10 protein-coding genes are annotated in these 11,800 nt (G+C 74.0%); 7 read left to right on the top strand and 3 right to left on the bottom strand.

All coding sequences use genetic code 11. From position 1 onward, the window contains the following. The 5 genes from M1R94_RS16640 to M1R94_RS16620 form a co-directional block, all read left to right on the top strand. Positions 1–422, top strand: a 422-nt coding sequence (locus M1R94_RS16640; RefSeq protein ID WP_249382832.1) for a DUF885 family protein, incomplete at its 5' end; no start/stop codon positions are given. 58 nt (positions 423–480) lie between these two features. After that, complete coding sequence (locus tag M1R94_RS16635) at positions 481–1,137, top strand: Maf family protein (RefSeq protein ID WP_249382831.1); 657 nt, start codon at positions 481–483, stop codon at positions 1,135–1,137. Positions 1,138–1,307: 170 nt separating this feature from the next. Further along, a complete protein-coding gene (locus M1R94_RS16630; protein WP_249382830.1) occupies positions 1,308–3,113 on the top strand; it encodes an acetyl/propionyl/methylcrotonyl-CoA carboxylase subunit alpha in 1,806 nt (601 codons plus the stop codon). A 5-nt stretch (positions 3,114–3,118) separates the two neighbouring features. After that, complete coding sequence (locus M1R94_RS16625) at positions 3,119–3,631, top strand: NUDIX hydrolase (RefSeq protein ID WP_249382829.1); 513 nt, start codon at positions 3,119–3,121, stop codon at positions 3,629–3,631. Next, positions 3,628–5,604: an endonuclease/exonuclease/phosphatase family protein gene (locus M1R94_RS16620; protein ID WP_249382828.1), complete on the top strand. Its 1,977-nt coding sequence runs from the start codon at positions 3,628–3,630 to the stop codon at positions 5,602–5,604. The genes M1R94_RS16625 and M1R94_RS16620 overlap by 4 nt, the downstream gene beginning before the upstream one ends. A 17-nt stretch (positions 5,605–5,621) precedes the next feature. Here M1R94_RS16620 and M1R94_RS16615 read toward each other — a convergent pair whose 3' ends face one another. Beyond that, positions 5,622–7,121 (bottom strand): NAD(P)H-quinone dehydrogenase, encoded by a 1,500-nt coding sequence (locus tag M1R94_RS16615; RefSeq protein ID WP_249382847.1) that lies wholly within the window; start codon positions 7,119–7,121, stop codon positions 5,622–5,624. A 109-nt stretch (positions 7,122–7,230) separates the two neighbouring features. On the opposite strand from M1R94_RS16615, the gene M1R94_RS16610 reads away from it, so the two are divergent. Both M1R94_RS16610 and M1R94_RS16605 read left to right on the top strand, forming a co-directional pair. Continuing rightward, on the top strand, positions 7,231–8,070 hold the full coding sequence (locus tag M1R94_RS16610; protein ID WP_249382827.1) for a purine-nucleoside phosphorylase: 840 nt from the start codon (positions 7,231–7,233) through the stop codon (positions 8,068–8,070). A gap of 1 nt (position 8,071) precedes the next feature. Beyond that, the gene (locus M1R94_RS16605) at positions 8,072–9,904 is read left to right on the top strand and encodes a phospho-sugar mutase (protein WP_249382826.1); all 1,833 of its coding nucleotides are present in this window, start codon (positions 8,072–8,074) and stop codon (positions 9,902–9,904) included. Between the two features lie 3 nt (positions 9,905–9,907). Here M1R94_RS16605 and deoC read toward each other — a convergent pair whose 3' ends face one another. Further along, on the bottom strand, positions 9,908–10,636 hold the full coding sequence (deoC, locus tag M1R94_RS16600) for a deoxyribose-phosphate aldolase (RefSeq protein ID WP_249382825.1): 729 nt from the start codon (positions 10,634–10,636) through the stop codon (positions 9,908–9,910). Then, complete coding sequence (locus M1R94_RS16595) at positions 10,633–11,766, bottom strand: adenosine deaminase (RefSeq protein WP_249382824.1); 1,134 nt, start codon at positions 11,764–11,766, stop codon at positions 10,633–10,635. The genes deoC and M1R94_RS16595 overlap by 4 nt, the downstream gene beginning before the upstream one ends. Positions 11,767–11,800 lie beyond the last annotated feature (34 nt).

Below are 11,800 nucleotides of genomic sequence, written 5' to 3'. Positions count from 1 at the left end.
AACGGCTCATGGCCGACCTCGGCTTCCTCGACGACCCGGGTGACCGGCTCGGCATGCTCGACGGGCAGCGGCTGCGCACCGCCCGGGTGGTGCTCGACATCGGGGTGCACCTGGGCCTGCCGCGTCCGCAGCGGTGGGGCGGAGGCGTCTGGGACGCCGACACCGCCTGGGAGTTCCTGCTGGCCAACGTGGCGATGGACGAGGACTTCCTGAGGTTCGAGCTCGACCGCTACCTGGGATGGCCCGGTCAGGCTCCGGCGTACAAGGTCGGGCAGCGGTTGTGGGAGGCAGCGCGCGACGCCTCGGCCGCCGCAGCGCAGGCCCGGGGCGAGGAGCACGACCTGACGGCCTTCCACGCGCACGCGCTGGGTCTGGGGTCGGTCGGACTCGACGTGCTGCGTGAGGCCCTTGCCGGAGACTGAGCGGCCTCCGCGCCGGGCCCGGGAGGTCACGTGCACGCGCGGCGGCTACCCTGCCGCGGTGACCTCGCTGCTGCTCGCCTCCGCCTCCCCCGCCCGCCTGACGACCCTGGGTCGGGTCGGCATCGACGCTCTCGTGCAGGTCTCGGGGGTCGACGAGGACGCTGTGCTGGCCGCGGCCACGCAGCGGTTCGGGGTGCTCGCCCCGGTCGACGCCGTGCTGCTGCTCGCGCAGGCCAAGGCCCAGGCGGTCGTCGACCGTCTCGAGACCCTGGACGTGCCCGAGGACGTCCTGGTGCTGGGCTGCGACTCCCTGCTCGACCTGGACGGCATCGCGCTGGGCAAGCCCCGGGACGCCGAGGACGCCGTCGCGCGGTGGCGCCAGATGCGCGGCCGCTCCGGCGTCCTGCACACGGGGCACTGGTTGGTCGACGCCCGACCGGTGGTCGCCGAGGGCGGCGCGGGCACCGGTGGCACCCTCGGGACCACCTCCTCGACCACGGTGCACTTCGGCGACCTCTCCGACGGGGAGATCGACGCCTACGTGGCGACCGGTGAGCCGCTCGCGGTCGCCGGGGCGTTCACCGTCGACGGCCTGGGCGGGGCGTTCATCGAGGGCATCGAGGGCGACCACCACGGCGTCGTCGGCCTGAGCCTTCCGGTGCTGCGGGCCCTGCTCGGTGAGATCGGGCTGACGGTCCCCGACCTGTGGCGCTGAGGCCCGGCGACCCGGGTCGGGTCGGCGCGGGCGATGCTCGCAGGCACGGCGAGCCCCGCGACTGGTGATCGGGCACAAAGGTCAGGGGCACCGCTTGGCGGGTTCGGCGAATTGTCGTCCGGGCGTGGTCCCGGCGTGAACGCCGGGCGCCCGTGACGTTACGGTGAGCCGTGCCCGACATCCGCAAGGTCCTCATCGCCAACCGCGGTGAGATCGCCGTCCGCATCGCCCGAGCCTGCGCCGACGCCCGGGTGGCGAGCGTCGCGGTCTACGCCGACCCCGACCGCGAGTCCCTGCACGTCCGGCTCGCCGACGAGGCCTTCGCCCTGGGCGGCGCCCGCGCGGCCGAGACCTATCTCGACATCGGCAAGCTGCTCGAGGTCGCACGACGCTCGGGAGCCGACGCGGTCCACCCGGGCTACGGCTTCCTGGCCGAGAACGCCGGGTTCGCCCGAGCGGTCATCGAGGCGGGCCTGACCTGGATCGGCCCGTCACCCGCGGCGATCGACGCGCTCGGCGACAAGGTGAGTGCCCGTCACATCGCCCAGCGAGCCGGGGCGCCCCTGGTGGCCGGGACCTCCGACCCCGTGGCCGACGTGAGCGAGGTCCATGACTTCGCGGCCGTGCACGGGCTGCCGATCGCGATCAAGGCGGCCTTCGGCGGTGGCGGGCGCGGCCTCAAGGTCGCCCGGACCGTCGAGGAGATCGACGAGATGTTCGACTCGGCCGTGCGCGAGGCCACCGCGGCCTTCGGACGCGGGGAGTGCTTCGTCGAACGCTTCCTGGACTCACCCCGGCACGTGGAGACCCAGTGCCTGGCCGACTCCCACGGCACGGTCGTGGTGGTCTCGACCCGTGACTGCTCGTTGCAGCGACGCCACCAGAAGCTGGTCGAGGAGGCTCCTGCCCCCTTCCTGAGTGCCGCGCAGGAGAAGCTGCTGCGCGACTCGTCGATCGCCATCCTGCGCGAGGCCGGGTACGTGGGGGCGGGCACCTGCGAGTTCCTCGTCGCGGTGGACGGCACCGTGTCCTTCCTCGAGGTCAACACCCGCCTCCAGGTCGAGCACCCGGTGACCGAGGAGGTCACCGGCATCGACCTGGTCCGCGAGCAGCTGCGGATCGCGGCAGGTGAGCCGCTGGGCTACGACCAGGTCGCGGTGCGCGGCCACTCGATCGAGTTCCGGATCAACGGCGAGGACCCGTCAGCGGGCTTCCTGCCTGCACCGGGGCGCATCCACCACCTGCGCCTGCCAGGCGGTCCGGGTGTCCGGGTCGACAGCGGCGTGATCGAGGGCGACAGCGTCTCGGGGGCGTTCGACTCGATGGTCGCCAAGCTCATCGTGACGGGCGCCACACGCACCCAGGCCATCGAGCGGGCCCGGCGCGCACTGGCCGAGCTCGAGATCCGCGGGATCCCCACGGTGGTCCCGTTCCACCGTGCGGTCCTGGACGAGCCGGCCTTCGCCCCGGCCGACCCCGAGCAGCCCTTCACCGTGCACACCCGCTGGATCGAGACGGAGTTCGCCGACCGGCTGCCCTCGCTGCGCGAGGACGGAGCCCCCGTCCAGAGCGAGCCCGAGCAGGACGACGAGCCCTCGACCGAACGGGTCGTGGTCGAGGTCGGCGGCAAGCGCATCGAGGTGGTGCTGCCAGGTGGTCTGGGCGGGCTGGCCGGCCTGGGCGGCGGTCGCGGCCGTGGTGGCAACCGTCCGCTGCGCCCGCGTCGCACCGGTGCGCGCACACTCGCCGGCCCCGCGAACGGGACCACCCTGAGCTCACCCATGCAGGGCACGATCGTCAAGGTCGCGGTGACCGAGGGCGCACAGGTGTCCGAGGGTGACCTGGTGGTGGTTCTCGAGGCGATGAAGATGGAGCAGCCGCTCGTGGCGCACCGCTCCGGGATCGTCCAGGGCCTGTCCGCCGGCGTGGGCGCGAGCGTCAGCGCCGGGACGGCGATCTGCGACATCGTCGGCTGACCCGGATGCCTCCTCGGCCGTCCGGCCTGCACCCGCAGCCGGGCGACGGCTGGGTCGAGTGCACCTGCGGGCGTCGGCACTGGGGGCTGCACGGTGCCGCCGGGCTGCTGCTGTTCCGCGCGGACCACCAGGGCCGCGCCACCGACGTCGTGCTGCAGCACCGTGCCCTGTGGAGCGACCAGGGGGGCACCTGGGGGCTTCCCGGCGGGGCCCTCGCCCCGGGTGAGAGCCCGGTCCAGGGTGCCCTGCGCGAGGCCCACGAGGAGGCCGGCATCGACCCGGGCGCGCTGGCGGTGCTCTCTACCCACGCCCTGGACCACGGGCCGTGGAGCTACACGACCGTCCTGGCCCGCTCGACCGGGCGGCAGCGGCCGCGGCCGACCGACCCCGAGAGCCTGGCGATCAGCTGGGTGCGGGTGGCCGAGGTCGACGACAGGCCCCTGCTGGGTGCCTTCGCCGACGCCTGGCCCTCGCTGCGCGCGCGCATCGACGGTCGCACCGACGAGCCGTCCTCATGACCGGCGCAGGGACGGCTCGCGCGGGGCAGCGGGTCCCGCGCGCCCTGACCACCCTCGTCGCCCTGCTGACCCTGGTGACCCTGGAGCTGGTCCGATCCAGCGGGCCGCTGCTCGACATGGCCTTCGCCCTCGGGGTCGAGGTCGCGGCCGTCGCGGCGCTCGCCACCTACCTCATGCCCGGTGTGCTCGCGGTCCTGCTGCTCGCGCCGGCCCGCCGCCGGGGGGTCCGGCTCCCGGTGGCCGCGGGCGCGATCGCCCTGGCGGCCGCCCGGCTCGCCGTGCAGGGCGTGGAGGCCGGAGCGCGGTTCGCCGTGGGCCTGTCCACCGTCGCCCTGGCGATCGCCGTGCTGACCGTGACCGTCGCGGTGCTCGCCGGACGCCCGGGGGGTGGTCGTGCCGTGGCGGGCGCAATGGTCACCGGCGCGGCTGCCGCGACCGGCCTGCAGCTCTCCCTGGGCACCTGGGACGCGTACTGGCGGCCAGGTGTGGTGGGCTGGGGCATCGCGACCGCGCTCGCCGTCGCCCTGGTCCTGGCCGGCCTGCTCGCCGCCCGCGACCCCGGTACCCCGCCCTCGATGCGACCGGCGCGGCTGTGGGCGCTCGGACCGACCCTGGCACTGGCCGCCATGATGCTGGCGAACCCGGCCTTCGCCGCCTCGCAGTCCGGCCTCACCCTCGCCGTGGCCGGGCCGGTGGCGGCCGGTGGGCTGCTGCTCTCCGGGTGGGTCGCCGCCCTCGGGTTGCCGTCGGGGTGGGGAGGTCGAGCGCCGGTCACCGTCCTGGTGCCTCTGCTGCTCGCCGGAGCCGTCGCCGGGGTGATGTGGACGACCGGACCGCTCGTGCTCGTCCTGCTGGTCCTCGCCCAGGTGCTGGCCGCCGCCGCCCTCGCCCTGGCCCTCGAACCACGGGTCCGGGCGACCACGACCACCGGTCCGCCGGCGGGTGCCACCGTGCCCGTCAGGGTCGCCGGGAGCGCGTGCCTCGTCGGCCTCGGGACGATCCTGCCGCTGCTGGTCTTCCAGCTCGACTACGACCTCCCGTTGGGGTTCCCCAACGTCCTGACCCTCGTGGCCACCGCTGCGCTGCTCGGGGCGGCCGCGCTGCATCGCGGTGTCGCCACCGGCCGTGCCACGCAACCGGGGGTGGGCTGGTTGCTGATCGGCGCCACGGCGCTGGTCGTCGCGGGATCGGCCCTCACCGTGGGTGGCGCACTGAGCACCTCACGTGCCGTGGCCCGGGCGGCGCTCGACGTCCCGACCGACATCCGGCTGGTCTCGTGGAACCTGCACTACGGCGTCGACGGGACAGGGGGTGTGGACCTCGAGGCGATCGCGCGCACCCTCGAGGAGCAGGAGCCCACGGTGATCACCCTCCAGGAGGTCTCCCGCGGCTGGGTCATGGGCGCGGGGTCGGACACCGCGACCTGGCTGGCGAACCGGCTCGGCATGCGGATGCACTTCGCACCGGCCGCCGACCGCCAGTTCGGCAACGCGATCCTCACCGCACTGCCGGTGCAGGACGTGAGCGTGCTGGCCCTGCCCTACGGCGTGGGGCCCCAGAACAGGTCGGCGCTCTCGGCCGACGTCCTGCTGCCCGACGGGGTGCTGCGGGTCACCTCGGTGCACCTCCAGCACCGCGAGACCAGCACCCCGACCCGGCTCGCCCAGATCAGGACACTCCTGGCCGCCGAGGGCGACACCCCGGTCGCGGTGATCGCCGGTGACCTCAACGCCGAGCCCGGCTGGCCCGAGATCGACGCCCTCCTGGGCGCGGGCCTCACCAGCGCCCAGGACACCGCGGGCGACCCCGACGCGCTGACCAGCCCGAGCCTGGACCCCCGGTACCGGATCGACTGGGTCCTGACCCGTGGCGTGGTCGTCGAGGAGGCCCTCGTGCTCGACGACGCGCACTCCTCGGACCACCTGCCGCTCAGCGTGCTGCTCCGGCTCGAGCCCTCCGCACCCCCGGGCTGAGGACCGCCCTTTGCGGGTCAGTCCTCCCGCTGGTGCAGGATCCGTGCGACCTCGGCCACCGACCCCGACAGCGAGGGGTAGACCGTGAAGGACTGGGCGACGTCGTCGGTCGTGAGCTTGTGCGCCACGGCGAGCGTCAGCGGGAAGATCAGCTCCCCGGCCCGCGGGGCGACCACGACACCGCCGAGCACCGTCCCGGTGGCCGCGTGCGCGAAGATCTTGACGAACCCGTCCCGGATGCCCAGCATCTTGGCCCTCGGGTTGCGGGCCAGGTCCAGGCTCGCGGTGACGAACCGCACCCCGGACTCCTCGAGCTCCTTCTGCGACCTGCCCACGGTCGCGATCTCCGGTGCCGTGAAGATGTTCGCCGCGACGGTGGTCAGGTCCAGCGGCAGCACCGCATCGCCCAGCGCATGGGCCATCGCGATCCGACCCTGCATCGCCGCGACCGAGGCCAGGGGCAGGACACCCGTGCAGTCCCCCGCGGCGTACACACCGCGGGCGCTGGTCCGTGAGACCCGGTCCACCTCGACATGACCACGCGGGGTCAGCCGCACCCCGGCCTGCTCGAGACCGAGCCCCCCGGTCGAGGGGACCGAGCCCACGGCCAGCAGGCAGTGCGAGCCGGTGACCACCCGGCCGTCGGCCAGCCGCACCTCCACACCGTCGTGCGTGCGGGTCACGGCCTCGGCCCGGGTCTGCGACAGGACGGTCATCCCCCGGTCGCGGAAGACCTCCTCGATGACCTCCGCGGCGTCGTCGTCCTCTCCCGGGAGCACGTGGTCCCGGGAGGACACCAGCACGACGTCGACCCCCAGCGACGTGTAGGCCCCCGCGAACTCCGCACCCGTCACCCCGGAGCCGACCACCACCAGCCGGGTCGGGAGCTCGGTGAGCCCGTAGACCTGCGTCCAGGTCAGGATCCGCTCGCCGTCCGGCTGGGCCTCGGGGAGCACCCGTGGGGTGGCCCCGGTCGCGATCAGGATGATGTCCGCCTGGAGGGTCACCGGCTCGGTGACGGCAGCGGGGTCCTCGTGCGGGTCGGCCGTGTCGGGCTCCGCGCGCACGTGAGGCTCGACGACCACGCGCTCGGTGCCCTCGAGGCGCCCCGTGCCGACCAGGACGGTCACCCCCTCGTTCTCGAGCCGTGCGCGGATGTCGACCGACTGGGCGTGCGCGAGCTCCAGCACCCGCTCGTTGACCTTGGTGAAGTCCACCTGGTGGCGGTGCGCGGGTCCGTCCATCGGGAAGCCTGCGGTCCGGATGCCGAGCTCGGGCGCACGGTCGGCGATCGTCATCCACTCGGCCGTCGCGATGAGCGTCTTGGACGGGACGGCGTCGGTCAGCACGGCGGCACCGCCCAGCCCGGTGCGCTCGACCAGCGTCACCCGGGCACCCGACCGCCGGGCGACCAGGGCCGCCTCGTAGCCGCCGGGGCCTCCTCCCACGACCACCACGTGGGTCGCGGGCCGGGGCTCGGGCTCCTCGGCGGAGGGCGTCGGACGGGGTGCGGTCATTCCGGGGGTGGTCGACGTCACCCGGCCATTGTGCCGCGGGTCCGGTCGGGCGGCGCGTGCGCCGGCTGCGTGGCCCGGTCCCACCCCCCGGGCGATAACGTGGCGTCCCATGAGCCACGACATCGCAGCAGGGGCCATCGACGACCCCACGACAGACCCGTTCGCCGTCGCCCGGGAGGCCGCCGCACACATCGCGCGGGCCACCGGTGTCCCCACCCACGACGTCGCACTCGTCCTCGGCTCCGGGTGGGGCGGCGCAGCCGACCTGCTGGGCGAGACGGTCGCCGAGATCCCCAGTCACGAGATCCCCGGCTTCAGCGCACCCGCGGTCGTGGGCCACGTGGCGACCACCCGGTCGATCCGGCTCACCGGCACCGACCGGCACGCCCTGGTGCTCGGCTCACGCACCCACCTCTACGAGGGCAAGGGCGTGCGTCGGGTGGTGCACGGGGTCCGTACCGCCGCCGCCGCAGGAGCACGTGCCGTGGTCCTGACCAACGGCTGCGGCGGGCTCGACCCGGACTGGGCGCCGGGCACCCCGGTGCTCATCCGCGACCATCTCAACCTCACCGCCACCTCGCCGCTCGAGGGTGCGACCTTCGTGGACCTGACCGACCTGTACACCCAGCGCCTGCGCGACGTCGCGCACCAGGTCGACGCCTCGCTCGCCGAGGGGGTCTACGCACAGTTCCGCGGCCCGCACTACGAGACCCCGGCCGAGGTGACCATGGCCGGGCGGATGGGTGCCGACCTCGTCGGGATGTCCACGACCCTCGAGGCCATCGCTGCCCGGCACGCCGGCCTGGAGGTGCTGGGGATCTCGCTGGTGACCAACCTCGCCGCGGGCATCAGCCCGGTCCCGCTCTCGCACGGCGAGGTGATCGAGGCCGGAGAGGCCGCCGCACCGCGGATCGGTGCGCTGCTGGCCGCGATCGTGGGACGGATCTGAGATGAGTGCGCCGCTGCCCTCGACGCTGGTCACCGCCGTGCAGACCTGGATCGACGACGACCCGGACCAGGTCACCTCGCGGCACCTCGCCGCGATGCTCGAGCTCGCCCTGCAGGAGGAGCCCGACGACCCGCCGCTGCAGGACGCCGCCAGGGCCGAGCTCGCCGACCGGTTCAGCGGGACGCTCGAGTTCGGCACCGCGGGTCTGCGCGGCGCCCTGGGAGGCGGCCCCCACCGGATGAACCGTGCCGTGGTGATCCGCGCCGCCGCGGGTCTGGTCCGGTACCTGCGTGAGGCCCTCGACCTGCCTGCGGAGCCCGGCGACCGGGTCGACGGTGAGGGACCGCGGGTCGTCATCGGCTACGACGCACGGTTCAACTCCGAGGTCTTCGCGCGGGACACCGCAGCGGTGGTCACGGGCGCCGGCGGGCACGCCCTGCTGCTGCCGTCGCCGCTGCCCACACCGGTGCTCGCCTTCGCCGTGCGACACCTGGGCGCCGACGCCGGGGTCATGGTCACCGCGAGCCACAACCCGCCCGAGGACAACGGCTACAAGGTCTACCTGGGCGGTCGGGTGGTGACCGACAGCGGTCAGGGCGCGCAGATCGTCACCCCGTACGACGCGGCCATCGCCGCGCACATCGCCCGGGTGGTATCGGTCGCCTCGGTGCCGCGCACCTCGGGGGGCTGGACCCTTCTGGGTCAGGAGGTCCTCGAGGCCTACCTCGCCTCGGTAGCAGCTCTCGAGGAGCCCGGCCCGCGGGACCTGCGGATCGTCTACACACCGTTGCACGGCGTGGGCGGTTCGACCTTCGAGCGCGTGCTGCGTGGTGCGGGCTTCACCGACCTGCACGTGGTGCCCGAGCAGGCCGTTCCCGACCCGCGCTTCCCCACGGTCGCCTTCCCGAACCCCGAGGAGCCCGGGGCGATCGACCTGGCCCTCGCACTGGCCCGTGAGGTCGGGGCCGACCTCGTCCTGGCCAACGACCCTGACGCCGACCGGTGCGCGGCCGCGGTCCGGGACCCTCGGGCGGCCGTCGCCGGGGCGCCCTCGGGTCCGACGACCGCCGTCGCCGACGGATGGCGCATGCTGCACGGCGACGAGGTGGGTGCGCTGCTCGGCGAGTACGTGGCCCGACGGGCCACGCCGGCCGGCTCGTCACCGCAGGGTCATGCCGGCGTGCTGGCCTCGTCGATCGTCTCCTCGCGCCTGCTGGCCCGGATCGCCGCGGCCCACGGGCTCACCCACCGCTCGACGCTGACCGGGTTCAAGTGGATCTCGAGGGTCGAGGGGCTCGCCTTCGGCTACGAGGAGGCTCTGGGCTACTGCGTCGACCCGCTCCGGGTGCGGGACAAGGACGGGCTGAGCGCGGCCCTGCTGCTCGCACAGCTCGCCGCCAGGACCCACGCCGAGGGGCGCACCCTGCTCGACCTGCTCGACGACCTGGCGCTCGAGCACGGCCTGCACCTCACCGACCAGCTCTCGGCCAGGTTCGCCGACCTCGACCAGATCCCGGCGACCATGGCACGGGTCCGGGCCGAGCCCCCGGCGACCCTGGCGGGCTCGCCCGTGGTCGAGCTCACCGACCTCGCCCAGGGCAGCGTCGACGGCCCCGAGGGCCTTCCGGCGACCGACGGGCTCCGGCTGATCTCGGCCGACGGGACCCGGGTGGTCGTCCGGCCCAGCGGCACCGAGCCCAAGGTCAAGTGCTACCTCGAGGTGATCGTCCCCGTCACACCGGGCGACCACGATGCCGTGGGCACGGCACGACGGACCGCACGCGACCGGCTCGACGCCGTCCGTGCGGACCTCGCCCTGGTGCTGGGGATCTGACCGTCAGTAGCCCTGGTCGGCGGCCCCGGCCCCGTCCTCGGCCGGTGGCTGCTGGTCCAGGCCGTCGAGCACCGCGGCCGTCCCGGACAGGCCCAGCCGGGTCGCGCCGGCGGCGATCATCTCCCGCGCAGCGGCGCCGGTGCGGATGCCCCCGGACGCCTTGACCCCGAGCCTGCCCCCGACCGTCCGGGACATCAGCGCGACGGCGTGTGCGGTGGCCCCGCCGGCCGGGTGGAAACCCGTCGAGGTCTTGACGAAGTCAGCACCTGCCGCCTCGGCGGCCCGGCATGCGCCGACGATCTCCTCATCGGTGAGCGCGGCCGACTCGATGATCACCTTGAGAACCGTGGGGGCCGGAGCCGCAGCCCGCACCGTCGAGATGTCGGCCTGGACCGCGGACCACTCACCGGCCTTCGCCGAACCGATGTCGATCACCATGTCGACCTCGTGCGCGCCGTCCGCCACGGCTCGTGCCGCCTCGGCGGCCTTGACCTCGCTGTGGTGCTTGCCCGAGGGGAAGCCGCAGACGGTGGCGACAAGCACGGCGCCCGCGTCGACCGGGAGCATCGAGGGCGACACGCAGATCGAGTACACCCCGAGCTGCTGGGCCTCGGCGATCAGCGCCCGGACGTCGCCACGGGTCACCTCGGCCTTGAGCAGGGTGTGGTCGACCATCTGGGCGACGGCCGCACGATCAGGCGCGGCCTGGGAGGGGGTGGTGGGGGTGCTCATGCGCGGTGCCGTCCGTTCGCGGACTCGGTGAAGCCGGGGATGATGACGTCCTCGACGAGGTCCTGGCGCTCGTCGTGGTGGATGAAGCCGTTCCAGGCGGCCGTGAGCGTCGCGTCCCTCAGCTCGGCGAGCCCCCAGCCGGCCTCGGTGACCAGTCGGCTCATCTCCTGGGTCATAGACGTCCCCGACATGAGCCGGTTGTCCGTGTTGACCGTGACCGCGAAGCCGAGCTGGGCGAGCATCGTGATCGGGTGCTCGGCCACCGAGACCGCGGCCCCGGTCTGGACGTTCGACGAGGGGCACAGCTCGAGGGGCACCTGCTGGTCACGCACCCAGTGGGCCACGCGGCCCAGCCGCACGTGCTCGAGGCCGCCCGGGTCCTGCGGGGTGGGCTCACCGAAGGTGAGGTCCTCGACCAGGCGGACACCGTGGCCGATGCGCAGCGCGCCACCGATGTGCAGGGCCTCGGCGATCGACTCCACGCCGGCCGCCTCGCCCGCGTGCACCGTGACCGGGAAGCTCTCCTGACGCAGCGTGCGGAACGCCCGCTTGTGCCGTGACGGGGGGAAGCCGGCCTCGGCACCGGCGATGTCGAACCCGATCACCCCTCGGTCCCGGTTCTCGAGCGCCAGGTGGGCGATCTCCTGGCTGCGGTCGGCGTGACGCATCGCCGTGATCAGCTGGCCGACCCGGATGTGGTGCCCCGCTGCGGAGGCCTCGGCCACACCCTCCTCGAGCCCTTGCTGGACGGCGTCCACGACGTCCTGCAGGGCGAGCCCGCCGGCCTGGTGCTGCTCGGGGGCGTACCGCTGCTCGGCGTACACGACACCGTCGGCGGCGAGGTCGACGACCGACTCGCGGGCCACCCGGCGCAGGTTGTCGGCGGTCTGCATCACCGCGACGGTGTGCGCGAAGGTCTCGAGGTACCTCTCGAGAGAACCCGAGCTCGCGGACTCGACGAACCAGTCACCCAGGCTCTGCGGGTCGTGCGCGGGCAGCTCGTGACCGGCCTGCCCGGCGAGCTCGAGGATGGTCGAGGGCCGCAGACCCCCGTCGAGGTGGTCGTGGAGGACCACCTTGGGCAACGCGGCGATGGCCTCGGTCGTCAAGGGCGCGGCAGTTCTGCTCATGACCCCAACGCTACTGGTCGTGGCCGTCCTCGGC

The sequence above is a fragment of the Actinotalea alkalitolerans genome (assembly GCF_023369855.1).
GTDB lineage: Bacteria > Actinomycetota > Actinomycetes > Actinomycetales > Cellulomonadaceae > Actinotalea.
This window is presented reverse-complemented; position numbering and strand designations above follow the sequence as displayed.

What these genes read in the sequence shown, in the direction of transcription:
- M1R94_RS16625 (WP_249382829.1), top strand. Translation starts at nt 3,119, where the DNA reads ATGCCTCCTCGGCCGTCCGGCCTGCACCCGCAGCCGGGCGACGGCTGG.
- M1R94_RS16620 (WP_249382828.1), top strand. Translation starts at nt 3,628, where the DNA reads ATGACCGGCGCAGGGACGGCTCGCGCGGGGCAGCGGGTCCCGCGCGCC.
- M1R94_RS16615 (WP_249382847.1), bottom strand. Translation starts at nt 7,121, where the DNA reads ATGACCGCACCCCGTCCGACGCCCTCCGCCGAGGAGCCCGAGCCCCGG.
- M1R94_RS16610 (WP_249382827.1), top strand. Translation starts at nt 7,231, where the DNA reads ATGAGCCACGACATCGCAGCAGGGGCCATCGACGACCCCACGACAGAC.
- M1R94_RS16605 (WP_249382826.1), top strand. Translation starts at nt 8,072, where the DNA reads ATGAGTGCGCCGCTGCCCTCGACGCTGGTCACCGCCGTGCAGACCTGG.
- deoC (WP_249382825.1), bottom strand. Translation starts at nt 10,636, where the DNA reads ATGAGCACCCCCACCACCCCCTCCCAGGCCGCGCCTGATCGTGCGGCC.
- M1R94_RS16595 (WP_249382824.1), bottom strand. Translation starts at nt 11,766, where the DNA reads ATGAGCAGAACTGCCGCGCCCTTGACGACCGAGGCCATCGCCGCGTTG.